The organism is Spirosoma migulaei, from assembly GCF_054776855.1.
This window is the reverse complement of the sequence record NZ_BAAHBG010000010.1, coordinates 617,654-642,787: the sequence shown is the minus strand read 5'-3', so window position 1 is coordinate 642,787 and position 25,134 is coordinate 617,654. Positions and strand designations below refer to the sequence as shown.

Genomic DNA, 25,134 nt, shown 5'->3' with positions numbered 1-25,134 from the left:
ACATACAAACAGACGATTTACTGTACTTTTCCATGAATCAGGATTCAGAGCAGAACGAACCGCGCCGTGATGGTGAGCCACGTTCTTTTGGCCGTCGGGATGATGGCCGCGACCGCAACGGCACAGGTGCCGGACAACCACGTTTTAACCGTAGCCGTACAGACGATTCGGCTAAACCAAAGGACACTAAATTCGAACGCCGGGATCGCGATGACCGCCCATCTGGCGCTCCCCGTTTCAATAGAGAATCAAACGATCGCCGAAGTCGAGATGAGCGTCCGGCTGGACCACCTCGCTTTGGCCGGGATAACGACTCTCGGAATAGTGATTCCCGGAACGGAAGTTCCCGTCCGAATGATCGTAACACGGGCGACCGTCGCCGGGAAACGGGTGGGGCTGGCTCAAGACCAGAGCGTTTCGACCGACCGTCAAACGACCGTCCTCGTTTCAATAAAGACAGTAACTCAAGAGATACGAACCGTTCCGATGAACGCCCTCGCTTTGATCGGGAACGGACTGATAATCGGTTCAGTCGGGACGAACGCCCTTCCAGACCCGCTCGTTCCGATGAGGAGCGGAGTCGCCCTACCAGCCGCCCTGGCGATGATACACCCCGCCGACCTACGAATCGGGATGAAGAAGGCCGTAGAACACGTTCCAACCGTGAAGAACGCCCGCGATTTGAACGTACAGGCACCGAACGACCTGAGCGTGGTCGGCCCACGCGCGATAACAATCGCCCGGACGGCCCTCCCCGTTTTAATCGGGAGGGTGGACCCCGCGATAATGCCCGAAAAGGCCAGTTTGACAAACCATCCCGTTTCTCACGAGATGGCGGATCCTCTAAACCAACCTTCAAACGGGTAGGTGGTTTTAACCGGGAAGCCGATGAACGCAATCGTTTTGGCAACGACGATCAGCGTGGCAGTGATCGCCGGGACCGTGGTTCCCGCGAGGACGACCGGCCAGCGGGAGAATCTCGTTTTTCGGGTCAGCAACGTAAAGATTCCAGTGACCGCCGGACCGGAAATTTCACCAAAGCCCCAAACTATAATCTGGAACAGGCTCGTGAAAATGCCTATCCCCGTCGGGAACGTACGGATGAACGCCGTGGAGAACGCAAAGGTGAGAGTGGCACAACTAAGCGCGGAGCATCCAACGACCGTAATGAAGGACCCCGTCATGAGGGTACTCGTAACGATGGCCTGACGCGCTTAAACCGATACATTGCCAATTCGGGTGTTTGTTCCCGAAGGGAAGCGGATGAACTCATTGCACAAGGCGATATTTCGGTAAATGGCAAAGTCGTGACCGAGATGGGCTATAAAGTCAAAGAGGGCGATACGGTTAAGTACGGCACCAAAGTGCTGAATCCAGAGCGCTTTGTGTACGTTCTGCTGAATAAGCCGAAGGACTACATCACCACGACCGAAGATCCCGAAGAACGCAAAACGGTCATGGAACTGGTTGCCGATGCAGGTAATTTTCGCATGTATCCGGTAGGCCGTTTAGATCGTAACACAACGGGTCTGTTGCTCCTGACCAACGACGGCGAACTGGCTGATAAACTAACGCACCCATCTAACAACATTCGTAAAATCTATCAGGTAGAGCTGGACAAGCCGATTACAGACGAGCACTTCGAAGCCATTAAAAAAGGCATTGAACTCGAAGATGGCCCTATCAAGCCGGATGCACTCAGCATTGTTACACCCGATGCATATGTAGTTGGCATTGAAATCCACTCCGGCCGAAATCGCATTGTGCGCCGGATGTTTGAGAATTTCGGTTACGAGGTTACCAAACTGGACCGTACCACCTTTGCCGGTTTGACGAAGAAGGAGTTGCCCCGCGGTAAATGGCGCTTCCTTGATCCTAAGGAAGTGATCAAGCTGAAGTACTTTAACTCTTAAATTTAAAGAGCGAAAGAACGAATGAGTGAAAGAGTGAATTGCCATTGCAAGGTTTATTCACTCTTTCACTCATTTATTCTTTCGCTCTTTTGATTTCTATGAATCACCTCTTCCCCTACATCGAACGAACGTTGTTGCACCCTGGCGTGACGCTCAACGAGCAGTATGAAGCGCTCGATGAGGTGACACAGTTAGGAATGGCTGGCCTGACCGTAGCGCCGTTTTGGGTGAAGAAATTTCGGCGCGAACTGGGCGATACCCACCCGGCTGTTCTCGCTACGGTGATAGGTTATCCGTTTGGCTACCAGCGTACCGAAGCCAAACAAACCGAAATAGAGTGGGCTTTAAAAGACGGAGCCAGCGAAATTGAAGTTGTCCTGAACACATCGGCTTTGTTTTCACCCACCTCTGTCTGGCTGAAAATTGAACTGGCCAAACTCGTTGCGCTGGTTCATGCGCAGGAAAAATTCTTTACCGTCATTCTGGAAACTGCCCTGCTCGATCCCGAACAGATGAAGAAAATGATCAAACTTGCGGCTGATACCGGAGCCGATTTTATCAAAAATGCCACCGGGTTTGTTCCCGATTTATCCGGCCAACTTTACAACCATAGTCAATCTCTTCTATTTCGGGAATTCGTGCCCCGCTCAGTCGGTGTTAAACTCGTGGTCGATGGGGCCACGGAGCAGCAGATGGAAGAACTGGTAGCCGCTGGTGTGGAGCGGTTGTCATTAGGCTTGGATTTGCTATAAAAACAGCCTCTGCTTTGTCATAGAACAAATCGTTTTCATAATTTAGGGCCGATCTCACATCGTATTCCCGTTATGAAAACCTGGCTTCTATCTATTCTTCTTCTCGGTTACACATCAGTTATTGCACAACAGAATGTCTATCAATCGTTTGAGGTTGATAGCGCAGCTGAACCACGTGGAGGTATAACGACCTTTAATACATTTCTTCAGGCAAATTTACGAAAGCCTATACAAGCCGAAGCTGAGGGTAAGGGCGGGGTAATTGTACTTAGTGGTGTTGTGGAGCCAGATGGTCACGTGTCGAACTTGACAACCATAAAAAGCCTTCGTCCCGACTGCGATCGGGAGGCTATGCGAGTCGTTAATTTATTCAGAGTTTGGAAGCCAGCCCAGAAAGGCGGGCAAATTGTTCGGCAGCAGGTGAGTATTCCAGTCGTTTTCAAGCCGAATACACCGTTTATCTATCAGAAAGGTACTATGGTTGCCTATTTTGATGCCAATAAACAGCCGGTTCCTGTTGGGAGCGACCTGATAGTCTACAGGCAAATCATGCCTTTGGATACTAACGGGTTACCTACTGATGATCTAGTGCTTTATAAAAAAGATGGTAAGGCTTGGGATGAATCGTATCGTGATCCCTTTGTGCGTGAAAAGAAAGGCCAGCCTAGTTCTTCCGGGCGACCTGTTTATTCGATTGGGTATCAAAGTGCAGTTCGAAACTGGAACGGCTATGTTTATACCTTTAATCAGACAGGTAAGCTTATGCAGGAAGCGCACTATACGGATGGTAAACTGAGTGGGGAGCAGGTTGTGTATTATACTAGTGGAATGGTGGCTGAAAAGCAGGAATATGCGGATACCAAAAAAACGATGACATCCTGGTACCCGAATGGTCAGATAAAACAAGTTCAGCAAACAAACACACGTGTACTGTCAAATGCACTTGTTTCTGATTTTATGACCGGGCTTTGGGATAGCACTGGCCGCCAGATGGTTAAAGAGGGTAATGGTTGGGCCATCCTTACACAACGTGTAAAATCGAACAGCGACACAATTCGCCAGACTTCGTATGTAGAGCAGGGAGCCTACCAAAATGGTACCAAGCAAGGAATGTGGACTGGCCGCTACGGGGATGGGTCTTACTTTTATGAAGAACACTACAATAAGGGTATTTTTCAGACTGGTAAAGCCTATTCAGCAGGAGCAGATACGGTACGCTATGATGAGTTAGAGCAACAGCCAAAATTTTCAGGGGGAATGCCAGGACTGAGCGAGTTTCTGCAAAAAACGTTAGGTTATCCGGCAGATGCCCAGCGAAGTGGAGCGCAGGGTAAGGTGTTTGTGAGCTTCGTAGTTTGTGCCGATGGAACACTCTGTGATTATGAAGTCTTTAAGAGCGTCCACCCTTCCCTGGACCGGGAAGCGGTTCGGGTTGTTCAGAAAATGAGTGGGTACTGGACACCAGGGATGCAGCGGGGGCGTAGAGTCCCGGTTAAATACAATATGCCAATTAATTTTACGCTCTACTAAGATAAATAATTCTGAACCAGTGCTTTGACTGTCTCTGTAGATGGAGAATTGGCTGCCATCGGGTTACCGTTTCCTATAAACTCCTTTTCGGTTTTGACTTCACTACAGATAGTTCATATATTTCAAACGATTCATCTATCCATTCGTTATGAAACTTTGGCCGATCTTATTTCTTCTTTTTGCTGTATCCTTTGCAAACGCCCAGTCCACTATTTATCAGGAATTTGAGACTGATAGCGCAGCAGAACCTCGGGGTGGTATGCCTTACATGGCCACATTTCTTCAGGCAAATCTTCGAAAGCCCCTAGCTGCGGAAGCGAAAGGCATTGGTGGCCGAGTGATCGTAAATGGGATCGTGGAGCCGGATGGTACCATATCCAATGTGAAAATTATTAATTCATTTCGACCGGGCTGCGATCGTGAAGCTGCGCGTGTATTCAGTCTCTTCAATGCCTGGAAACCTGCCTATAAAGGTGCTAAACCTGTTCGACAGCAGGTTAATATTCCGATTACCTTCAAACCCAATCCACCATTTATGTATGAGAATGGTGCCCGGATCAGTTACTTCGATTCGGAGGATAAACTGCTCACTGACAGTACGAAGGCACGTTACAAGCAAATCATGCCAATTGATTCGGCAGGAATACCCACCGGTGATATTGTGCTTTACAAAGCCAAAGGAAATGCCTGGAAAGAAGAACGACGGATACCGCTTGTCCAGAAACCTAATAGCATTCCGGGAGCATCAGGAAAAACAGGGTATCTGATTGGTTATCAGAACGGTATTATTCAATGGGATGGATTATTGATTAGTGTAGATGATAAAGGCGCTTTACTTCGGCAGGCGTATTTTCAGAACGGCAGGCGTTCCGGTACCGAATTAAATTACCACCCGAATGGGGCTGTATCCGAAAAGATTGAAGAATACGAGGAGAAATATGTGGCTACCGCCTGGTATCCTAACGGGCAGGTCCAACAAATTAGAGCCATCGCCAAGCCAAAACCTACGGAATCTCTCACGCCTGATCATGTTTTGTCTTTTTGGGACAGTACAGGGCATCAGCTTGTAAAAGATGGAAATGGCCGGGCTATCTATCAACGTGATACACGATCGTATGCAGATACGACCAAACGTACAACTTATATTGAACAGGGAAGCTACGTAAATGGCTTCAAGCAAGGTGTCTGGCAGGGTCGCTATGCAGATGGATCTTATTCCTACGAAGAAGAGTATGATAAAGGTATTTCCCGAAGTGGTAAAGCCTTATCGGCGGAGGGGAACGTATTGTATTATACGGTTGTGGAGAAGCAACCCGAATTTAAGGGCGGCATGCAGGCCCTGGGCCAGTTTTTAAGTAGTACGTTGCACTATCCGCCCGATGCTCAGCGAGCCAAAGTGCAGGGAAGGGTATTTATAAGTTTCGTTATTGATACCGATGGCAGCGTTGTAGATGCCCAGGTGTTGAAAGGTATTGGATTCGGTACCGATCAGGAAGCCCTGCGAGTGGTAAAAGCTACAAGTGGAAAATGGAACCCGGGTATGCAACGGGGTCAGGCTGTTCGCGTCAAGTATAATCTGCCCATCAATTTTTCTCTGTACTGAGGCTAATATGAGCGAGCAGCGGTTAAAACCGTAATCTGTTTGTAAATTTGTCGGCTAACCCCTAAATACATATCGCTTACACGGATGCATTAATATTTATTGACTTTGTAAGATTCGGATAATTATTAATCTAAATGAATAGTTTTAGTTGATACTCTCAAGGAGAAGCGTAACCCAAAAAGCACCGTAAAACATGGTAATTAAATACCCATTAATAGTATTGATGGAACATACGTATCGATAAGTAAGATTGTTTCCTACCTCTCCAACCACCCGATTGGAACTGGTTGGCGAAACGGCGGATGTCAGCGGCTTATGGTTCTCCAATCTAACGAATTCCAGCCCAACAATATACTTAAACGATCAGTTCTTAACAGTCAATGAGAAAGGCGGTGTGGTTAAGGCACGGTACCAACTGAGAATTAATAACCCATCCGAATGGAGCGATAAGGTGTGTTTGCTGCAGGCTATAACCTGCGCTCGCTCTCAGAGGTAAAGAAGTATATCGAATTGGATCAGCACTTGCCGAAGATTCCCTAAACAGAGCAGGTCGGTAATCAGAGGGTGTATCTGGTCCAGATGAATGCTAAACTGCTGGAGATAGTGGAGAAGTTGACGCTGTATTTGATCGAGCAACAAAAGGCCAACATGGAGCTAAGGGCTGAAATTGATAAACTGAAGGTACTGATCAAAAAATAAGACAACAGTAAAAATTTGCCCAAGGGCATTCGTTCTTAAAACCAATCAAGGTTATGAATCCATTTATCAACTTAAAACGATCATCCCAGTACGGCGGTGTCGATTCCTATTATGTCAATGTGCATCACATTGTCCGAGTTGTCCAGTCCCCTACGGGTAGCCAGGTCTATACCATAGGAGGGGACTTTTACTGTGATGAAAAGCCCAATGTAGTTGCCATGTTGATTAATCGGGTATACGAGTAGTGTACATCGGTTTACCGTTTTAGTGCACATCGATTTCCCGTTTTTTTAGCCTAAACTTTATTATTTCTTAACTACATCCTAATGAAATATCCCATATATAAAACAACACATCCTAATGAGCCTATTTATTTTTTTTGCGGTGGTACTGGCCATTATTGGCTTCCAAATTTTCGCTGCACAGCGTGAATACGCCCGTAAGCAACAAAAGGAGGAGAATAAACTAAACAAAACGTCTGTACCCAGTCAGACTATATCAAAGCCTGAAAAAGGCCACTATGCCATTACGCCTGGTGAGTCACTGGCTCCCCAATTAAAACCTAAACACTTCAAACAAACTAAACCTGTTAACCAATCATGAATCGTTTTTCTACAAACCGACCCCTCATCATTTTGGCTATTCTTGTCGCAATAGCTATTGTTTATTCCATTTTTGTCGGGATTTGAGGAAGATAATGATTCACGAAGTCGCTACTGCTTCGGGCGATTTTTAAACATCATTTGCGCAGGATGAATCCCGAATCACAGCGTATCAATATGCGGTTGATACGCTGGTGAACCGAAAAAAGTTAAGAGGTAAATCAGCTTCGTAACACTCTTCAGGCTAAGCAATGGTAACTCGACATAATCCAGAAGACGTATCCCAACTATGCTATTTGAGCTGATTAGCCCAGCATTTTGGCGTATCAGTGGAATGGTTACTAACGGATAATAGACCCTATTCGCTAAACAGGTTACGCCCATCTATAGGTAAAAAATTAGCGATAAGCTTTATCCACATATACAGAGGGTTATTCACACTCATAATAAATTCTTTACATACTTCTCAGTCTACTCACCCTCAAAGCTCCCCCTGATAACCCTGTGATGTTTTCAGGCTGGTATATAGCCTGGAGACTGGTATATATAGGACACCAGCGCTTCTGAATAGAGTGGAATACTCGCTATGAATCCCCGGTTCCTGAGCTATCCGAATCAGCTACTTATTAGTCTGATTAGTGAGTTGTTTAAGTACCGCCCGCTTTTCTCTGACGCTCATGGATTCAATTATATGAAAAGTCACCACGGTGCTGGTCGCACTGAAAAGTAAGGCGTAGTTTCAGCGACACTAGATTTGTCGTAGTTTTGTCAAACTATAGCGTAATAGTGGCTTGATAAGTAATTGTGGCAAGAGTAGGAGATGGCTTACAAAATCGCCTACAAAATGTTACTCTTACTGCAAACCACTGCCATATAGTAGGTTGATAACGTGCTGATTTATTGAGTCATTAACAACTAAACGACACTACTCTACTTCCCCTGCAATGTCTGAACACACGACGCTTAAGCAAGTTCCTCTCCATCACATCCATCAGCAGTTAGGTGCTAAAATTGTGCCGTTTGCGGGCTTTGAGATGCCCGTTCGTTACTCATCCGACCTCGATGAGCATAATACCGTCCGTAACGCGGTGGGTATTTTCGATGTCTCGCACATGGGCGAATTCATCCTCAAAGGCGAAGGGGCACTGGGCCTTATTCAGCGCGTGTCGGCCAATGATGCCAGCATTTTGTATGATGGCAAAGTGCAATATAGCTACCTGCCGAACGGCCGGGGTGGTATTGTTGATGACCTGCTGGTATATCGGATCAGTGAGCTTGAATATATGCTCGTGGTCAATGCCTCTAACATCGAAAAAGACTGGAACTGGATTAGCCAGTATGTATCGGACTACGATCGTGATGGCGCACCACTATCCATGGTAAATGTCTCCGATGATATGTGTCTGTTTGCTGTGCAGGGGCCATTGGCTGCCAAGGCCTTACAGTCGCTCACCAAGGCCGACCTTGATTCGATGGAGTATTATACCTTCGAAAAAACCGATTTTGCCGGTTGTGCCAATGTAATTGTATCAGCCACTGGTTATACGGGTGCGGGTGGTTTTGAGATCTATGTGTCCAATCACCAGGCTGAGGAGGTTTGGAATGCCATCGTAAAGGCTGGTGAGCCGTACGGCTTAAAACCTATTGGTCTGGGTGCACGCGATACATTACGCCTTGAAATGGGCTATAATCTGTATGGCAATGACATTACTGACGAAACCTCGCCCATTGAAGCGGGCCTGGGCTGGGTCACTAAATTCACCCACGATTTCATTGATGCCGATCTATTAAAAGCCCAAAAAACGCAGGGTGTTTCCCGCAAATTGGTTGGCTTTGAATTAGTAGACCGGGGCGTTCCCCGCGGGCATTATGAATTAACGGATGCTCATGGAAACCAAATTGGCGAAGTAACGTCGGGAACTCAATCGCCTACGCTGGGCAAAGGCGTTGGTCTGGGTTACGTTCAAACGGCCTTCGGCAAACCCGGTTCTGAAATCTTTGTCAAAGTCCGCGACCGGCTCTTAAAAGCCGTTGTTGTTAAACCTCCCTTCGTTAAAAAATAATGGGTTTTTGTGGTGTCGGTTTCTCAAAACTGACACCTTCTATTATAAGTGTGTCGGTTTTGAGCGGTCCGTCGTTACGGAAACCGACACCACATCCAACCAAAATGAAACAAATTGACGTTTGCTTTACCCCCGATTTATTACACCTGCACACCGTTGAAAATACCATTGTTGTGGTGGCCGACGTATTCCGGGCGACTTCGTGTATGGTAACTGCTTTTGCCTATGGCGTAAACAGTATTATTCCCGTTGCTACCGTAGAAGAATGCCGGGATTGGCAGGAGCGAGGCTATCTAGCCGCTGCCGAACGAAATGCCCGTAAAGTGGATGGATTTGAGCTAGATAACTCGCCGTTTACCTACATGGACGAGCGCATTCGGGGAGCAAACGTAGCTATGACCACTACAAATGGAACCCTGGCCATTACCAAATCAAGAGCTGCTGTAAAAGTATTGGTAGGGTCTTTCCTGAATTTAGATGCGATTGTTCGCTTCCTCAAAACGGACGGGTACGACGTGATGGTGCTTTGCGCGGGTTGGAAAGGACGTGTCAATCTGGAAGATACGCTCTTTGCGGGTGCCCTGGTGGATCGCCTAAAAGACAGTTATGCTATGGCTGAAGACAGTGCCATTATGGCCTGGCGGCTCTACGTACAGGGCAAAGATAATCTAATTGGCTACATGGCGAATGCGTCACACATCCGACGCTTACAACGGCTGGGTATTCAGAAAGACATTGCTTATTGTCTGCAACATGATCTTTACGACGTAATTCCAGTCCTGAGGGGCAATGCGTTGGTAAATATGAGTGTATAACAAAAAAGTCCCGAAATCAGCTTTCGGGACTTTTTTTAGTTTAAACCACGGCCTGTTCTGCTTCCAGATAATCCAGAACACCTTTCATAGTTGTCAGTTTTTCATAATCTTCGTCGGGAATTCGAATTCCGAATGCCTGTTCAAGTTGCATAATCAGATCAACCGTATCGAGGCTATCCATACCCAAATCGCGCGAGAAATGAGTTTGGTCAGTGATGGCAGTTTCCTGTATGCCAAAGTCTTTCAGAATCTCAATAACTCGCTCTTTCATAATACGATCGTTGTTTTGCAACCTGTTGTCTGTATGTATAGAAGCCATTTTTTGCGCGATTTAGTATGTCTCTGACCGATTTCTTAACAATTTTTAGGGAACGGTTTACGTAAATGGGCAATATAAAATGAACGAAGCATAATGACTACTGCTTAAAAATCAGGCCATTCATCGTTATCAATTACACATTATTCATTATACATTCATTTACGAACACTGGGAAGTTGGTATCAAAACAAAGGCTCACCCAGCAACCGCTTCAGTTCTAACTGATTTAACATCAGTTGATATTGGAAATTCAATCGACCCAGCTCGGCTTCTTCTACGCCTGTTTCGGCACTTTGTAACTCAACATTCGTGATGACTCCATTCCGCAGGCGGGCGTTGGCAATCTGAAGAGCTTTCTGAGACTGCTCTACCTGCGTTTCGAGGTTTGCCAGACGAGTCTGGTTGCTCCGAATATCGGCGTTGAGTTGGGCAATGCTTTGGCGAACCTGCGCATTGGCATTCTCAACTGCGTATTGACTCGCACTCAGGTTGAGCTGAGCAGCCTGATTCTGTAATTGATACCGCTTCCCGAAATAAATCGGCACCGTTAGTGATACGCCAGCGGCAATATTAAATTTCGGCGTGTTGATTTCGGGAAGATACCCATTTCGGAAACCGGCTGATCCCGAAAAGCTAAGGTTGGGTCGATTGCCCAAATTGTTCACCAATACATCCGTTTCGGCCTGCCGAACACGGTCCTGAGCCAATTGTACATCTTTGTTACCTGCCAATGCCGACTGCGTGTCGTTAGCCAGCGTAAAAGCCTGCGTAGGCGTACGGCCCGACATCGCTTCCAGCGTAAACTGTTCAACGGCACGGCTAATATCTGGGTTTGGGTTCCCCGTTAGGTAGGTCAGAACGGCCAGTTGTCGTTCCAGTTGGTTCTGAATCTCAATCTTACGATTCTGGGCTACTTTCACCCGAACCTGTTGCGTAAGCACGTCATATTGGAGCGCATCGCCGTTTTGGAGTCGGGTGGCTAGCAAGCGTACGTTGGCACCGGCCGTTCGGATAACAGAATCCTGTACCGTTAAACTCCGCTGTAAAAAACCAACGCCATAATAAGCTGCGGCCACCTGATAAGCCAGGGACTGCTGTGTAATTTCCAGACTTCGGCGCAATAGCTGAACGTTATCAGTAGCCTGTCGAACGGAAGCATTTGTTCGGCCCCAGTCATAAATCGTCTGACCAACAGCAACGTTAGCATTAACATTATGATTGGGCTGAAACTGAATAGTCCGATTGACCCCATCGACCGGAAGCGTGGCCTGCGCTACAGGGGTTACGTATTGATAGGATGCATTGCCAGAAACGTTTGGTTTCATGGCCGTACGCGCAATATCGACCCGCAGCTCATTGGCCTGGACCTGTTGTTGTTGCTGTTTCAACACCGGATAATTTGCGTTGGCCTGTTGAACCAGTGCCCTCAAATCGTCGGGAAGTTGCGCTGGCTGATTCTGAGCCTGAATGGCTCCCGCTATCAGCAGTGCGGTTATTGTTAGTAGTTTGGAAGTCATAGTTGAAGGAGTTGTCGGTATTCAGTTTATGGTCACTCACCGTAAGCCATAAACTGAACACGGCGATTAGTGTGCTGAATCGGCAATGGCTTTGGCCGTAGCTGCATCCATTTTCTTCTGCTTTAATAAGAATAACAACGGGAACGAGACCACGAAAAACAAACCCGCCAATTTGAAGGTATCCAGATAGGAAAGCATTAGCGCCTGTCTTGAAATGATCAGATCTAGGTTTTTGTAGGCTCCTGTTGCCGCATCAAATGCGTTAACACCCTTGGCAATCAATGCCTGTGTCATGGCGGTTACGCGTTCCGTTGTCAATAGATCGCCAGGCTGTAGATTCGAAACAAGGTCGCCCCGATGAACGGCCACACGTTGCGTTACATACGTATTGGTGATAGCAACTCCGAAGGCCCCACCAACCTGACGCATCATGTTTACGATAGCGATACCGGTTGGTAATTGGCGGGGCTCCAATGTTGAAACCGATTGGTTAATGAGCGGAACGTTCACAAATGCCAGACCAACCCCCCGAATTGTAAGCGCCATAATGAAGTTTCCATTGGAGGCATTCATATCATAGGTCGACATCAGGAAGCAAAAGGTGGCAAAGGCTACGTACCCCAGTGCCACGGCCAGCCTTGGCGATACGCCTTTGGCCAGTAATCGGCCAACCAGCGCAAACATGGGGAGCATGATTAAACCGCCAGGTACCAGAAGCTTACCCGTCTGGGTCGCGGTTAACCCCACAATACGCTGGGCAAAGAGTGGATACAACAAGACTGAAGTAAACAAGCCATAACCAATAACGACCATCAAAATTGATCCAACTGCCAGGTTCCGGTTTTTCATGGCCCGGAGATCTACTACGGGATCTTTGCTCCCCCTGAGTTCCCACCAGATGAAGAGTGGAATGGCAACGACAGCGGCCATTGTCAGCCACAGGATTACTTTACTATCGAACCAATCGTCAGCTTCGCCCCGCTCCAGTACATACTGCAAACTCCCGATGCCAACGGCCAGCAGCAGAATGCCAATCTGGTCAATCTGAATGCTTTTTCGGTCAATATTTTTTTCATCTTCCTTCTTGTCTATATAAGCCAGACTCAGGAAAACGGCTACAATACCAATTGGGACGTTGATGTAAAACATCCAGCTCCAATGGTAATTGTCGATAATAAAGCCACCTAGCGTGGGGCCCAATGTTGGGCCGAGCACAATACCCATACCGAACAAGGCCGATGCCAAGGGCCGTTGTGAAGGCGGAAATGCGTCGAACATCAATCCCTGTGAGGTCGACAAAAGTGCTCCACCGCCAATTCCCTGCAGGAATCGGAAGCCTACAAGTACCCACAAATTATCCGCGAAACCACAGCCGTAGGAAGCAATGGTGAATAAGATAATAGACCCGATATAATAGTTCTTGCGGCCAAAATACCGTTGTAAAAAGCCGGTCATCGGTATCACAATGACGTTGGCAATGGCGTAAGCCGTTACTACCCAGGCTACATCTTCGATCGTGACACCTAGGTTCCCGGCAATGTCGGTCAGGCCGACGTTCACGATAGACGTATCAATTAATTCAATAATGGCCGCCGAGATGGCTGTTACTACGATAATCCACCGTTTAAATCCGGTTGGATACGTCGCCTGCATCGGAGGAGCCAATGTTTGAGTTGCCATAATGTAAGGAGGAGAAGGGAGGAAGAGGAGGAGAGGAAAAAAGGATAAGAGCGTGATGCGCACTTTCGTCCTTTATTACGTCTCCTTCCTTTCCTCCTTTTTTAGTTTGCTACCCGAACTTCAGCGTCTACGCTGAGACCCGCCCGCAGTTGATTTTTGTATTTTTCCGGGTTCAGAATCTCGATCTTTACCGGAACCCGTTGCGTGATTTTTACAAAGTTACCCGACGCATTATCCGCAGGCAGTAAGGCGAAGCGGGCACCTGTGGCGTCGGAAAGAGAAGCTACGCGACCTTTGATATCGAGGTCAGGGTAGGCATCTAACTTAATGTCAACTTGTTGGCCGAGCTGCATTTTCTCCAGCTGGGTTTCCTTGAAATTGGCAACGACCCAGAATGTTGAATCCGCAACGATCGTGAACAGATTCTGTCCAGGCTGCACGTACTGACCAACCACTACGTTTTTACGACCAATTTTACCAGCAATCGGAGCAGCAAGCCGGGCATAACCCACTTTCAGCTTGGCGCTTTCGATAACCGCCTGTTTTACTTTCAATACCGCCTGAATTTTCTGGATGTTGGCCTGCGCTTTGGCAATACCAGCCTGTGCTACACCTTCCGACGTTTTGGCGAGATTAATTTGCTCCACATTCGCAGTATACTGTCCAGCCTGTACGTCTACATTATTCTGCGAATCCTCCAGTTGCTTTCTGGTCAGCGATTGTTCTTTATAAAGATTCTGGTCGCGCTGTAAATCCTGCTGAGCTTTGTTCCGTCGGATCGCCTGCACCTGTGCATTCGACTGAGCAACCCGGGCGTTCTGCGCTACATTGCGGGCAGTAGCCTGTGCGTTTTGCAGATCGGCACGGGCGTTTTCAAGATCGGCCAGCGATTGCTGATAGTCCGCTTCTGCCTGTGCCAGTGCTACATCGTATTCCTGCGGGTCAATCGTCACCAGAGGTTGACCTTGTTTTACATTCGCGTAATCATCCACATTAACGGATGTTACATAACCGGCTACACGAGCCAGTACCGGGGCCGAGTTGCCTTCAATCTGGGCATTATCGGTTGTTTCATATTGCTGGCTGTGGCGGAATGCCTGATAGCCAAAATAACCTCCTACAATAAGAACGAGGCCTATAATAATACGCGGCAAGTACGTACTTAATCCGCTTTTTTCTTCGGTAGTTGTTTCCATTCGGGTTGCCGTTGTTGTTGCCATGATCTTTGTTCCGCTAGCGGTTATTTATTCATCGTGAACAAATCATATAGTCAACTTGTTTGACTATTGATATGCAAAAGTAAACCAGGTTGACTATAAAGTCAAGAAGGTTGACTATATTTGTACAAAATTTAGTGTGAAATTGTTTCATACTTTTTTAATTTGGATTCATGAACGTGGAAACAGATAAAAATTCCTTTGATTTTGACCAGTATCGGGCCATACGTGATCGATCAATCGGTCGTTTGTTCTGGCGTCTAAAACGATTTACCACTGTCTTTATTGAGCCGCGCCTACATGCACTTGGCTATACTGATTTTAAAATGAGTTACCTCATGTTCCTATCGAATATAGAAGAAGGGGGAACAACAAATAATGAGTTAGCGAAGCGAGCCTGTGTAACCAAGCAGATGATGAGTAAGATCGTTGGTCTGCTTGAAGACCAAGGTTATATCTATACGAAGAAGAACCCGAACGACTCCCGTTCGAGCATCATTTTCCTGAATGATCGGGGAAAAGAATTATTCATGGCCCTGAAAGGCTGCATGCAGGAGGCTCGTAATAAATTTGATGATATTATTGGCCACGAGCGAATGGATCAGGTTATTGATACCATGGTGGAACTCGTCAATAAACTGGAAAACGAAGAGAAAGAAGTATGATATAGTAGGTATCAAATAGGATGTATTGCTTTCGCATGCGACCTGCTATATCATATACCCTACTGCATGGGCGGCCCCGATCATACATCTTATATCTCTTGATTTTCTTTACGGGCATTCAAATAGCCTTTGATAACCGTGAAGGTGGTAATGGCTAAGAAGAAAATGATAATGTACTGGACGTAGTCAACGATACCCGGGAATCGCTCACCGAAGTAGAATCCGCCCCCTACCAGCGTCAGTACCCAAATGGCTCCCCCAACAACATTGTAGAGCATGAAGAACTGGAAGGGCATGTGAATAAGTCCCGCCAATAAAGGAGCAAATGTGCGTACAACCGGCAGAAACCGCGAAATAATCAATGCCCCGTTGCCATAACGTACAAACGCAGCCCGTGTATTGTCGATGTATTTCTGCTTGAAAAATAGGGAATCAGGCCGATTTTTGATTTTCGCGCCAAAATAATACCCTGTCAGATAGCCCGTTAACGACCCTAGTACAGCCGCCCCAAAAATACACGCGAGTAAGAGCAGGAGGGGTACGTTCAGCAGTTTGGTTCCGGCAAACACGCCCGATAAAAACAGCAGATAATCGCCCGGTAGGAAGAAACCGAAAAATATACCGTTCTCCACATAAATGATGAGCGTAATTAATACAAGCCCCCCCGTTCGGATAACTTCTTCGGAGTTAAGAAGATACTGAAAAAAGTCGATTATCTGGTTCATAATTAATGAGTGAATGAGCGAATGAGTGAATGGGCGAATAGGGCTTGTAGCAGCTATTCACTCATTTACTCATTCGCTCATTCACAATTATATAAATTCCGCCAGTTCAAGCCAGCGATCTGATTTTTCAGCAATACTATGCTCAATTTGCTCAATCTCACGCGACCAGGCTATCAATTGCTCATGAGGGCCACCTGCATTCAACAGATCCACAACCTCTACTTTCCGTTGTTCCAGCGATTCGATTTCTTTTTCAAGTGTTTCGTATTCGCGGATCTCCTTGAACGATAGCTTTCTTTTTGTGCCGTTCACTGGGGTTGCTGCCGGAGGAACCGCCGGTACAGGCGTTTGGTTCTTGGCAACGGTTGGCGTGGCTTTGTCCGGTTGCGACACCGATTTTTTCGGCTGTGCATCTCGCCACTCCCGATAGTCGGTGTAGTTGCCCGGGTAATCACGAATTTTGCCTTCGCCTTCCATCACAAAAACGTGCTCCACCAGCCGATCCATAAAGTAACGGTCGTGGGTTACGATCAGCACACAACCCGAAAAATTAAGCAAAAAGTCCTCCAGAACGTTCAGCGTCGTTATATCCAGATCGTTTGTCGGTTCATCCAGAATTAGGAAGTTCGGATTTTGTACCAGGACTAATAAAAGCTGAAGCCGTCGTTTTTCTCCTCCGCTCAATTTCGCTACGAAATCATACTGTTTCGAGCGGTCAAATAAAAACCGACTGAGCAATTGCGTAGCCGTGATGGTATCGCCATTGGCTAATTTCATGACTTCGGCCACATCCTGCACGACGTCAATCACCCGCTGATTTTCGGGCAAATCCAGTTCCGTTTGCGTGTAATAGCCAAATTTTACGGTGCCGCCCGTACTGATCTTACCTGAATCAGGACGAAGTTTGCCCGTTAGCATGTTCATTAGCGTGGTTTTGCCCATGCCATTCTTGCCAATAAGCCCCACCCGGTCGGGCCGCTTAAAGGTGTAGTTGAAATGGTCAAGTAATACCTTGTCGCCAAAGCGTTTGCTCAGGTTTTCAACTTCCAGGATTTTGCTACCTAATCGAGCCATGCGTAGGTTCAGATCAAGTTCGCCATCTGAGCGTTTGCCGCTTGTTTTCTCTTTCAGATCTTCAAACGCATCAATTCGGTATTGGGCCTTTGTGCCCCGCGCTTTGGGTTGTCGACGCATCCACTCCAGTTCACGCCGGAATGTGTTGCGATCTTTGGATAACTCGGATGCCGCAGCCATCTCACGCTCCTCTTTTTTCTCCAAAAAGTAGGCGTAATTGCCTTTGTAGGTGTACAACTGCCCATTGTCCATTTCGGCAATGTGATTACATACCCGATCCAGGAAATACCGATCGTGGGAGACCATCAGCAACGTACCGTTATTCGTATTGAGAAAGCTTTCGAGGTATTCGATGGCTTCGAGGTCGAGGTGGTTGGTTGGCTCATCCAGAATAAGCAGGTCTGGATTCTGGATGAGTACTCGTGCTAAAGCCACCCGTTTTCGCTGACCCCCCGAAAGGGATCCAACCATCTGCTCAACATCCTGAATTCCCAGTTCGCCCAGAATTTGCCGTATCTGGGCTTCATAATCCCAGGCTTCGAGCTTTTCCATATTGCTCATGGCCTGTTCGAGACCCGCGTGATCATCGTGGGCGAGAGCATGCTCATAGGCACGAACGGCATCGAGCTGGGCGCTTTCGCCCGCCAGTACGACATCCATAACCGTCAGGGCGTCGTTCAGATCGGGCTGTTGATCGAGGTAGCCGATGGTAATATTTTTTCTGTGGCTGACAATACCCGAATCGGGCGGCATAGCACCGGCAAGAATGGATAATAAGGTGGTTTTCCCTGACCCATTGGCCCCAACAATAGCGACTTTATCGCCCCGATTCACACCAAATGTGAGGTTTTTAAACAGGGTGCGGTCGCCGTAGGACTTGGTTAAATTTTCGGCTGATAGATAGTTCATAAGTTCGGAAGACCTATATGATTTTGAAAACCGTATAGGTTTGAAGGCACAAAGGTACAACAAAGAAAATCGTTCGTACTTTTACCGCTCAATGCTGTTTTTATATTCATAACCAACAATGCGGCTGAACTATCTCCTATCAACTATAGTATTACTGGCTGGCGCCATCGGTAGCGCCAATTCCCAGACTTCAACCGACTTCAAATCCTATACCCAAACTGTTCCTGGTAGTAATCAGACCTATGCACTGGTGGCTATTCCGGGTGGAAGCTACATGATGGGTAGTCCTGCCGCTGAAAAAGGCCGCCAGTCCGACGAAGGACCACAGCATAAGGTGCAGATTGAGCCCTTTTATATGGGGAAATACGAAATAACCTGGGACCTTTACGATCTGTTTGCCTTTACAAATATGGAAAAGGAAATGGCCGCGAAGTACACTGAATCGGACGCTAATCTGGCTAAAACCGATGCGACTACGCGCCCTAGCCCTCCGTATGTAGATATGTCCTTTGGTATGGGACGGGCTGGTTATCCGGCCATTAACATGACCCAATATGCGGCCATTAAATTCTGCGCCTGGCTTTATGCGAAAACCGGCGTGTTTTATCGCCTGCCTACCGAGGCTGAATGGGAGTACGCTTGCCGGGCTAATACAACAACCCCATACTCATTTGGGGCAGATGTGAAGAAACTGGGTGAATATGCCGTATTTACAGGAAATAGTGATGGTGGTTATAAGAAAGTGGGTACTAAAAAGCCCAACCCATTCGGGCTTTATGATATGCATGGTAATGTAATGGAATGGACAAAGGATCAGTACATTGAAGACTATTACAAGCAGGTAGCTAGTGGCAAAAAGGAGCCGTATGCACCAACCACTACCCTGTATCCGAATTCGGTACGGGGTGGATCATGGGACGACGCAGCCGAAGTGCTACGGTCGGCGGCACGCACACCTTCGTCACCCGCCTGGAAAGTCCTTGACCCGCAAAGCCCAAAGTCAGACTGGTGGCTAACCTCGGCCTCCTTCGTGGGCTTCCGGATTGTTCGGCCTGCCAAAACACCCAGCGAAGAGGACATTAAAGCCTATTACGGAATTAAGCCAATTAAAGACTATTGATCGATGAATGAGTGAATTAATGAATGAGCGAATAAAATCGGCTCGAAGCTATTCACTCATTCACTCATTCACTCATTCACTCATTGAAAATACTCCTCCTCGGCGCCAACCTCGGCGATCGCACGTTAACCTTAAGGCGGGCAATTGACCTGATTGCCGAACGCGTTGGACTCGTAGTCAACGCATCGGGTTTGTACGAAACGGCACCCTGGGGCGTAACCGATCAGCCGACTTATCTGAATCAGGTACTGGCTGTTGAAACGATGCTGGAACCCGAAGAGGTATTAACTCAGACACAGGCTATTGAGCAGGAGTTAGGGCGCATTCGGCTAGAAAAATGGGGCGCGCGAGTAATTGATATTGATATACTGTATTACGACCAGCTCATCTGGCAAACCGACACGCTGACGATTCCGCATCCTTATTTGCATCAGCGACGTTTTACGCTTGTACCTCTAGCTGAGATTGCTCCCGCGTTTGTGCATCCAGTTTTGAAGAAAACAACGGTTGAGTTGCTGGAAGAATGCGAAGATGAAAGTGAGGTGATTAATTTTTAATTCCCCAAAAACTTCGCCCCTCCACTGAAAACATAGTACCTTTGCGCTCAGTTTGTTATCATTTTCTCAAAAACATTACCGATTATGTCTGCCACGCTTGACACCGTGAGTTTGTTAGCCGACCGCATCAATGCGCTGGAGGAGTCGTCCACGCTGGCGATGACCAAAAAAGCCCGCGAATTGGCGGCACTGGGCCACAAAGTAATTAGCCTCAGTGTTGGAGAGCCGGATTTTAAAACGCCCCAACACATCTGCGAAGCCGCCAAGAAAGCCATCGACGATGGTTTCCACGGTTATTCGCCCGTTGCGGGCTACCCCGATCTTCGCAAGGCTATTGCCGATAAGTTCAAGCGCGACAATAATATTGACTGGAAACCCGAAAATATTGTCGTCTCGACTGGCGCCAAGCATTCACTTGCCAACGTCATTCAGGTATTGATTAATCCTGGCGATGAGGTCATTATCTTCTCGCCTTACTGGGTTAGTTATTCCGAAATGGTGAAACTGGCCGAGGGGAAAGCTGTAGTTATTGACGGTTCGTTCGACAACAACTTCAAAGTTACACCCGAGCAGTTTGAGGAAGCCATCACCGATCGGACCAAGATTGTGATGTACGCGTCGCCAAACAACCCAACCGGTTCTATTTACTCCGAAGCCGAACTGCGGGCTATTGCCGAGGTAGTGGCCCGTCACGAAAATGTGTACGTGCTGGCCGACGAAATTTACGAATACATCAACTTTACGCCGGAAGGTCACTTCAGCATGGGCTCGATACCTGAAGTAGCTGAACGAGTAATCACCGTGAATGGCGTGGCTAAAGGCTATGCTATGACGGGCTGGCGTATCGGCTACATTGGTGCAGCTAAATGGATTGCTGAGGGCGTAGAGAAATTGCAGGGTCAGGTTACGTCTGGCACAAATTCCATTGCCCAGAAAGCAACCGTTGCGGCTTTGAACGGTCCGATGGAGCCGTCCATGGAAATGGCTAAGGCATATCACCGTCGGCGTGATTTAGTCGTGAAACTGTTGAAAGAGGTACCGCATTTCCGGACAAACGTACCTGAGGGTGCTTTCTACGCTTTCCCGGATATCAGCTATTATTATGGAAAATCAGATGGCACAACTCGTATTGAAAACTCAGACGATTTTGCTGCCTGGTTGCTGAACACCGCTTATGTGGCTACTGTAGCCGGTTCGGGCTTTGGTGCGCCTAATTGCCTGCGTATTTCAACCGCGGCTTCTGACGAGTCGCTTGTGGAAGCTGTTCAGCGGATCAAAGACGCGGTGGCAACGTTAAAATAAGTTAGCCTAACCGGCCAATTAGCAAAAGTCGTCAGTAGTAGTATTGACGACTTTTTGCATTTATACAGGATGGACATTCCTAGCCCGATCTGAAGATTATGGGGTTATTGATATAGAAGTAGCTCAGGCAGGGCCATATATATACGTGACAAATCCAATTCGTAGCATTTCAGGTTAATACATGTAGAATAGACTAAATCTGCTGATAGAGAGCTATTAATGTAACATTTACTGAAAATTTTAAATAGAATAGAAATCTTAATTATAGATTAATTAACTTAGGGGGACGTAACTTTTTTTGGCATTATAATTGATGATGTTAGAGCAGGTACGGCAAGTCACAATATATTTACCAGTAGGGGCGCACAACGCTAGTCGTTAATTATAAACTTTTAGAGGGTCCCCTTGTTTTTGTACTAAGGCAAGGTTAACTTTGAATAAGAATAGAATGGTGTACTAAACACTGATTTATAAGTTGTCTCTTTTGCCAAACCGTAACCTTAATCTTAAAATTACATCTTGAAGCCGATGAGAAATTTCCGCCTGTACATGATTTTTCAATGGGTTTTTTTCTTGCCCATTATTCTGCCTCTCTGCATCATCTTCGGAGCCTTGCGTGGGATTGTGCAGATGGTTGAGCGCGTTATGGAACAAATCATTTCGGATATAGCTCCTTCGGAACAAGCGTCGGCAACGACATTGACTGAACGCTAAGTAATCCTTATGGATACATATGTTTGGAGTCGACTTTACCGTAGCTCCAACTGTTTTAAGGGCCGCATTTCTGGGGATCAGAAAATGCGGCCCTTAACTTTTGGAACAAGCCCTGGATAAGCTGCTATTATTCAAAAATGAAATCCAGATTCTTATCCTTATAATCCTCGTCATCCAGGTCCAGGAACTCCTCCCAGAACGGATCGTTAGGTAAGCCTGCTTTGCAGATAATCGGGCGGTCTGGTGCTCCGGCTTGCTTAACCGGGTGAATGAAGTACAGGCGACGGGCGTGCAGATAGATTTTCTTATCGGCTACGGCACGGTCATATCCATACTTTACGTCGCCCCTGATCGGGCAGCCCATATGCGCCAGCTGAGCCCGAATCTGATGGGGGCGGCCCGTAACCGGATTAACCTCTAACAAATAGTGCTCATTAATTCGCCCTAACAGCCGATACGATAATTCGGCCTTCTGCGAATTTGGGGCTTCATAGTCATAGACGGTTACCTGATTTTTCTGCTCATCCTTAACCAGCCAGTTTATCAGCTTATCGGCATCCTTAGGTGGTTTTTGTCGAACAACAGCCCAATAGGTTTTTTGCACCTGTCGTTTCCGAAAAATCTCGTTCATGCGCTCCAGGGCTTTCGAAGTGCGGGCAAACACAACCAGGCCACTTACAGGCCTGTCGAGCCGATGAACCAATCCCAGAAATACCTCGCCAGGCTTGTTGTATTTTTCCTTAACGTAGTCTTTCAGAACATCCAGTAAAGTAGTATCGCCGGTGCGATCACCCTGCACCAAAATGCCTGGATCTTTATTGACAATTAACAGGTGGTTATCTTCGTAAACAACCTGATATGGTTTCTTCTTCATGATAAGTAATGGATAATGAATGATGTATAATGAAAAATGGAAATGCACTGTGCATTATTCATTGTACATTATTCATTTATCCTTTAACTCAATACGCTTCTTTCTCGTTCGGAAAGTCGTTGGCTTTTACATCATCCACATAATGAGCAATGGCCTCTGTCATAACCTTGTGTAGCTCAGCGTACCGACGCAGGAAGCGTGGCTTAAACTCATTGTTAATACCTAGCAGGTCGTGAAAAACCAGGATTTGACCATCGGCGTCGGGTCCCGCACCGATCCCAATGGTCGGAATAGTCAGGCTCTTGGACACTTTTTTGGTTAAGGATGCGGGAATTTTTTCAAGTACAACACCAAAGCAGCCAATGTCTTCGAGCATGTGGGCATCTTCCATCAACTTTTCGGCTTCGGCTTCTTCTTTAGCCCGCACGGCATAGGTGCCGAATTTATAGATAGACTGAGGTGTTAAACCCAGGTGGCCCATTACGGGAACCCCCGCACTCAAAATCCGGACGATGGATTCTTTGATTTCCAGACCCCCTTCCATCTTTACCGCATGCGCGCCCGACTCTTTCATGATTCGAATGGCCGATTGCAATGCTACCGATGAGTTACCCTGATAGGAGCCAAATGGTAAATCGACGAGAACCAACGCCCGCTTAACGCCCCTCACTACCGAGCTGGCATGGTAAATCATTTGATCGAGGGTAATGGGCAGCGTTGTTTCATGGCCCGCCATAACGTTCGAGGCTGAGTCGCCGACCAGAATCAATTCAACTCCGGCAGCATCAACGACCCGTGCCATCGAATAATCGTAGGCAGTTAGGGCAGAGATTTTTTCGCCTTTATTTTTTAACTCCTGGATGGTGTGCGTGGTAACGCGCTTGATGTCGGGGTTATGAACAGACATTGTGTCGGTTTTCTGTTTACAGTTTTCGGTAAAAGTGCGTAAAAGTACAACCTTTTTACCTATGCACTCTTGTCGCAACTGGTGAGCTTAAACCGAAAACCTGAAACGAAAAACCGAAAATTCACCTGGGCGTAAGCCATGATTCGGGGTTGAGTTTGGTAAACTCCTTCCAGATTTGGAACTGGATTTCAGACACCCCATTTTTATCCGTTGCTACCGTTCCGATGGATTCGCGGGCTTTTACGCGCTGACCTGCCCGGACGGATACGCTTTTTAGCTTGGCATAAACGGTAAAGTAATCGCCATGCTGGATAGCCACCACGTTGTTCATGCCGGGCATACTCGTTACATCCTGCACAATGCCATCATACACGGATCGAACGCCTTCTCCGGCATTTGTCTGAATATCAACGCCTTGGTTTTCTACGAAAATGCCTTTTAGTACTGGGTGAGGCTTTCGGCCAAATCGATCCGAAATGAATCCTTTTGTAACAGGCCAGGGTAAATGCGCCCGTGAAGCTGTGAATGACGAAGCCAGGGCAGTTTCTTCATCATTGAGGTTATTGTTCCGTCGTTCGTCAGGTTTTTTGACGGTGGGCTCAGGTTCAGTAGGGCGCTCCACTTTGGCCACATCGGCCGGGGCTGGTTTTTCGCCCGCCTTTTCGGCGGCTGCTATGGCATCTTCAGCCCGTTTGCGTTCGGCTGCTTTTCGAGCGGCTTCCAGTCGGGCAAGGCGGTCACGTTCGGCACGCTCACGTGCTTCACGTTCAGCCCGTTCTTTGGCTTCCCGCGCAATGATGCGGGTAATCATAGATTCGAGTCGGTTGATGGCCCGTCGGCTTTCAGCCAGTTCTGCCTGGAGTTCAGCTTCTTTCTGGCTTAACTCTTTAACTACTACATTTTTCTCAACCTTCAGCGTTTCAAGCTTTTTAGTCTCATTTAATTTGGCACCAATCGTACTTTTCTGTTCCAGGCGTTTGTGTTGGGTAGCCTTTTGTTTTCCCTGTAGCATGACCTGTACGTTATTCATTTGCCGTACCTGACTCTGGCGGGCATCAGAATACTGACGTAGGTACCGGTACCGGGCAACGAGCTGGTTGAAGTTGTCGGATGCAAATAGAAAGCCCATTGGATTAACCTGCTGCCGTCGTTTATCGGCAGCATAAATCATAGAGCCGTATTCTGACTTAAGCTTGTTTAGGTCCTGGGTGAGGGTTGTGCTGGCCTGGCGAAGCTCCGCAATTTCAGCTTCAGTTAATCGAAGGTCTTTATTAAGCAGGCCAATCTGTTTCGATTGTGTCTGAATTTGCTGATCAAGGGCCTTCAACTGACCCAAGCTGGCTTGCTTCTCCGTTGCAGTTTGTTTCAGAATTGTGCGTATCTGGTTCATTTTTTCCAGATTCTGCTTCTTTTCCTTCTCTAAAACCTGCCGATTGCGCTGCGTTTGATTCGGCGGCTGAACTTGTGCCTGAGCCGGTTCGGTAAACCACACAATACTGAGCACCATCAGATTGATAGCTGACCAGAAAACGATTCGAAAGGTAGACAAACGAGTGGGGTGCATGGGTTCTAAAACC

The 25,134-nt window shown here is 47.2% G+C and carries 22 protein-coding genes; 13 read left to right on the top strand and 9 right to left on the bottom strand.

The features are described 5' to 3' along the window. Nucleotides 1-32 precede the first annotated feature (32 nt). The 8 genes from ACYVGO_RS13230 (at nucleotide 33) to ACYVGO_RS13195 (ending at nucleotide 9,977) form a co-directional block, all read left to right on the top strand. Nucleotides 33-1,913 (top strand): pseudouridine synthase, encoded by a 1,881-nt coding sequence (locus tag ACYVGO_RS13230; RefSeq protein WP_460969657.1) that lies wholly within the window; start codon nucleotides 33-35, stop codon nucleotides 1,911-1,913. 98 nt (nucleotides 1,914-2,011) lie between these two features. Then, nucleotides 2,012-2,665 (top strand): deoxyribose-phosphate aldolase, encoded by a 654-nt coding sequence (locus ACYVGO_RS13225; RefSeq protein ID WP_460969656.1) that lies wholly within the window; start codon nucleotides 2,012-2,014, stop codon nucleotides 2,663-2,665. 72 nt (nucleotides 2,666-2,737) lie between these two features. Beyond that, entirely contained in the window at nucleotides 2,738-4,195 is a 1,458-nt protein-coding gene (locus ACYVGO_RS13220; protein ID WP_460969655.1) for a TonB family protein, read from the top strand. A gap of 148 nt (nucleotides 4,196-4,343) precedes the next feature. Further along, nucleotides 4,344-5,798 (top strand): TonB family protein, encoded by a 1,455-nt coding sequence (locus ACYVGO_RS13215; RefSeq protein ID WP_460969654.1) that lies wholly within the window; start codon nucleotides 4,344-4,346, stop codon nucleotides 5,796-5,798. A 752-nt stretch (nucleotides 5,799-6,550) separates the two neighbouring features. Then, nucleotides 6,551-6,742: a hypothetical protein gene (locus ACYVGO_RS13210; protein WP_142771115.1), complete on the top strand. Its 192-nt coding sequence runs from the start codon at nucleotides 6,551-6,553 to the stop codon at nucleotides 6,740-6,742. A 115-nt stretch (nucleotides 6,743-6,857) separates the two neighbouring features. Further along, complete coding sequence (locus ACYVGO_RS13205) at nucleotides 6,858-7,100, top strand: hypothetical protein (protein ID WP_460969653.1); 243 nt, start codon at nucleotides 6,858-6,860, stop codon at nucleotides 7,098-7,100. Nucleotides 7,101-8,043: 943 nt separating this feature from the next. Continuing rightward, complete coding sequence (gene gcvT, locus ACYVGO_RS13200; RefSeq protein ID WP_460969652.1) at nucleotides 8,044-9,162, top strand: glycine cleavage system aminomethyltransferase GcvT; 1,119 nt, start codon at nucleotides 8,044-8,046, stop codon at nucleotides 9,160-9,162. A 104-nt stretch (nucleotides 9,163-9,266) separates the two neighbouring features. Beyond that, complete coding sequence (locus ACYVGO_RS13195; protein ID WP_142771118.1) at nucleotides 9,267-9,977, top strand: 2-phosphosulfolactate phosphatase; 711 nt, start codon at nucleotides 9,267-9,269, stop codon at nucleotides 9,975-9,977. A 40-nt stretch (nucleotides 9,978-10,017) separates the two neighbouring features. On the opposite strand, the gene acpP is transcribed toward ACYVGO_RS13195, so the two are convergent. The 4 genes from acpP to ACYVGO_RS13175 form a co-directional block, all read right to left on the bottom strand. Further along, entirely contained in the window at nucleotides 10,018-10,248 is a 231-nt protein-coding gene (gene acpP, locus ACYVGO_RS13190; protein WP_142771119.1) for an acyl carrier protein, read from the bottom strand. 230 nt (nucleotides 10,249-10,478) lie between these two features. Then, nucleotides 10,479-11,813 carry a TolC family protein gene (locus ACYVGO_RS13185; RefSeq protein ID WP_460969651.1) on the bottom strand — a complete coding sequence of 445 codons (1,335 nt, stop codon included), beginning with the start codon at nucleotides 11,811-11,813 and terminating at the stop codon, nucleotides 10,479-10,481. 66 nt (nucleotides 11,814-11,879) lie between these two features. Further along, a complete protein-coding gene (locus tag ACYVGO_RS13180) occupies nucleotides 11,880-13,493 on the bottom strand; it encodes a DHA2 family efflux MFS transporter permease subunit (RefSeq protein ID WP_142771121.1) in 1,614 nt (537 codons plus the stop codon). A 101-nt stretch (nucleotides 13,494-13,594) separates the two neighbouring features. Next, nucleotides 13,595-14,713, bottom strand: a complete 1,119-nt coding sequence (locus ACYVGO_RS13175) for an HlyD family secretion protein (protein WP_246859439.1) — start codon at nucleotides 14,711-14,713, stop codon at nucleotides 13,595-13,597. A gap of 170 nt (nucleotides 14,714-14,883) precedes the next feature. Here ACYVGO_RS13175 and ACYVGO_RS13170 point away from each other — a divergent pair, with 170 nt between their 5' ends. Beyond that, nucleotides 14,884-15,375, top strand: coding sequence for a MarR family winged helix-turn-helix transcriptional regulator (locus ACYVGO_RS13170; RefSeq protein WP_142771122.1), 492 nt, complete (start codon nucleotides 14,884-14,886; stop codon nucleotides 15,373-15,375). Nucleotides 15,376-15,464: 89 nt separating this feature from the next. On the opposite strand, the gene ACYVGO_RS13165 is transcribed toward ACYVGO_RS13170, so the two are convergent. Both ACYVGO_RS13165 and ACYVGO_RS13160 read right to left on the bottom strand, forming a co-directional pair. Then, nucleotides 15,465-16,100, bottom strand: a complete 636-nt coding sequence (locus ACYVGO_RS13165; protein WP_142771123.1) for a DedA family protein — start codon at nucleotides 16,098-16,100, stop codon at nucleotides 15,465-15,467. Nucleotides 16,101-16,187: 87 nt separating this feature from the next. Continuing rightward, nucleotides 16,188-18,083, bottom strand: coding sequence for an ABC-F family ATP-binding cassette domain-containing protein (locus ACYVGO_RS13160; protein WP_142771124.1), 1,896 nt, complete (start codon nucleotides 18,081-18,083; stop codon nucleotides 16,188-16,190). 118 nt (nucleotides 18,084-18,201) lie between these two features. On the opposite strand from ACYVGO_RS13160, the gene ACYVGO_RS13155 reads away from it, so the two are divergent. The 4 genes from ACYVGO_RS13155 to ACYVGO_RS13140 all read left to right on the top strand — a co-directional run bounded on the left by ACYVGO_RS13155 (nucleotide 18,202) and on the right by ACYVGO_RS13140 (nucleotide 21,776). Continuing rightward, nucleotides 18,202-19,203, top strand: coding sequence for a formylglycine-generating enzyme family protein (locus ACYVGO_RS13155; RefSeq protein ID WP_460969650.1), 1,002 nt, complete (start codon nucleotides 18,202-18,204; stop codon nucleotides 19,201-19,203). A gap of 83 nt (nucleotides 19,204-19,286) precedes the next feature. Further along, nucleotides 19,287-19,760 carry a 2-amino-4-hydroxy-6-hydroxymethyldihydropteridine diphosphokinase gene (gene folK / locus ACYVGO_RS13150; protein WP_371731988.1) on the top strand — a complete coding sequence of 158 codons (474 nt, stop codon included), beginning with the start codon at nucleotides 19,287-19,289 and terminating at the stop codon, nucleotides 19,758-19,760. 84 nt (nucleotides 19,761-19,844) lie between these two features. Beyond that, nucleotides 19,845-21,062 (top strand): pyridoxal phosphate-dependent aminotransferase, encoded by a 1,218-nt coding sequence (locus ACYVGO_RS13145; protein WP_142771127.1) that lies wholly within the window; start codon nucleotides 19,845-19,847, stop codon nucleotides 21,060-21,062. 528 nt (nucleotides 21,063-21,590) lie between these two features. Then, nucleotides 21,591-21,776, top strand: a complete 186-nt coding sequence (locus ACYVGO_RS13140) for a hypothetical protein (protein ID WP_142771128.1) — start codon at nucleotides 21,591-21,593, stop codon at nucleotides 21,774-21,776. A 127-nt stretch (nucleotides 21,777-21,903) separates the two neighbouring features. Here the strand turns inward: ACYVGO_RS13140 and ACYVGO_RS13135 are convergent, their stop codons facing one another. From ACYVGO_RS13135 to ACYVGO_RS13125, 3 genes are all read right to left on the bottom strand, one after another. Continuing rightward, nucleotides 21,904-22,650, bottom strand: a complete 747-nt coding sequence (locus ACYVGO_RS13135; protein WP_460969649.1) for an RluA family pseudouridine synthase — start codon at nucleotides 22,648-22,650, stop codon at nucleotides 21,904-21,906. An 88-nt stretch (nucleotides 22,651-22,738) separates the two neighbouring features. Next, entirely contained in the window at nucleotides 22,739-23,557 is an 819-nt protein-coding gene (gene panB / locus ACYVGO_RS13130; protein ID WP_142771130.1) for a 3-methyl-2-oxobutanoate hydroxymethyltransferase, read from the bottom strand. Nucleotides 23,558-23,678: 121 nt separating this feature from the next. Next, complete coding sequence (locus ACYVGO_RS13125; RefSeq protein ID WP_142771131.1) at nucleotides 23,679-25,121, bottom strand: murein hydrolase activator EnvC family protein; 1,443 nt, start codon at nucleotides 25,119-25,121, stop codon at nucleotides 23,679-23,681. Between the last annotated feature and the right edge of the window lie 13 nt (nucleotides 25,122-25,134).

Excerpts from the sequence above, each read along its gene's own strand:
- ACYVGO_RS13215 (WP_460969654.1), top strand. The coding sequence starts at position 4,344 with ATGAAACTTTGGCCGATCTTATTTCTTCTTTTTGCTGTATCCTTTGCA.
- ACYVGO_RS13195 (WP_142771118.1), top strand. The coding sequence starts at position 9,267 with ATGAAACAAATTGACGTTTGCTTTACCCCCGATTTATTACACCTGCAC.
- ACYVGO_RS13160 (WP_142771124.1), bottom strand. The coding sequence starts at position 18,083 with ATGAACTATCTATCAGCCGAAAATTTAACCAAGTCCTACGGCGACCGC.
- panB (WP_142771130.1), bottom strand. The coding sequence starts at position 23,557 with ATGTCTGTTCATAACCCCGACATCAAGCGCGTTACCACGCACACCATC.
- ACYVGO_RS13125 (WP_142771131.1), bottom strand. The coding sequence starts at position 25,121 with ATGCACCCCACTCGTTTGTCTACCTTTCGAATCGTTTTCTGGTCAGCT.
- ACYVGO_RS13210 (WP_142771115.1), top strand. The coding sequence starts at position 6,551 with ATGAATCCATTTATCAACTTAAAACGATCATCCCAGTACGGCGGTGTC.
- ACYVGO_RS13140 (WP_142771128.1), top strand. The coding sequence starts at position 21,591 with ATGAGAAATTTCCGCCTGTACATGATTTTTCAATGGGTTTTTTTCTTG.
- ACYVGO_RS13135 (WP_460969649.1), bottom strand. The coding sequence starts at position 22,650 with ATGAAGAAGAAACCATATCAGGTTGTTTACGAAGATAACCACCTGTTA.
- ACYVGO_RS13185 (WP_460969651.1), bottom strand. The coding sequence starts at position 11,813 with ATGACTTCCAAACTACTAACAATAACCGCACTGCTGATAGCGGGAGCC.
- ACYVGO_RS13220 (WP_460969655.1), top strand. The coding sequence starts at position 2,738 with ATGAAAACCTGGCTTCTATCTATTCTTCTTCTCGGTTACACATCAGTT.
- ACYVGO_RS13175 (WP_246859439.1), bottom strand. The coding sequence starts at position 14,713 with ATGGCAACAACAACGGCAACCCGAATGGAAACAACTACCGAAGAAAAA.
- gcvT (WP_460969652.1), top strand. The coding sequence starts at position 8,044 with ATGTCTGAACACACGACGCTTAAGCAAGTTCCTCTCCATCACATCCAT.
- ACYVGO_RS13155 (WP_460969650.1), top strand. The coding sequence starts at position 18,202 with ATGCGGCTGAACTATCTCCTATCAACTATAGTATTACTGGCTGGCGCC.
- ACYVGO_RS13205 (WP_460969653.1), top strand. The coding sequence starts at position 6,858 with ATGAGCCTATTTATTTTTTTTGCGGTGGTACTGGCCATTATTGGCTTC.
- ACYVGO_RS13180 (WP_142771121.1), bottom strand. The coding sequence starts at position 13,493 with ATGGCAACTCAAACATTGGCTCCTCCGATGCAGGCGACGTATCCAACC.
- ACYVGO_RS13225 (WP_460969656.1), top strand. The coding sequence starts at position 2,012 with ATGAATCACCTCTTCCCCTACATCGAACGAACGTTGTTGCACCCTGGC.
- ACYVGO_RS13170 (WP_142771122.1), top strand. The coding sequence starts at position 14,884 with ATGAACGTGGAAACAGATAAAAATTCCTTTGATTTTGACCAGTATCGG.
- ACYVGO_RS13165 (WP_142771123.1), bottom strand. The coding sequence starts at position 16,100 with ATGAACCAGATAATCGACTTTTTTCAGTATCTTCTTAACTCCGAAGAA.
- acpP (WP_142771119.1), bottom strand. The coding sequence starts at position 10,248 with ATGAAAGAGCGAGTTATTGAGATTCTGAAAGACTTTGGCATACAGGAA.
- ACYVGO_RS13145 (WP_142771127.1), top strand. The coding sequence starts at position 19,845 with ATGTCTGCCACGCTTGACACCGTGAGTTTGTTAGCCGACCGCATCAAT.
- ACYVGO_RS13230 (WP_460969657.1), top strand. The coding sequence starts at position 33 with ATGAATCAGGATTCAGAGCAGAACGAACCGCGCCGTGATGGTGAGCCA.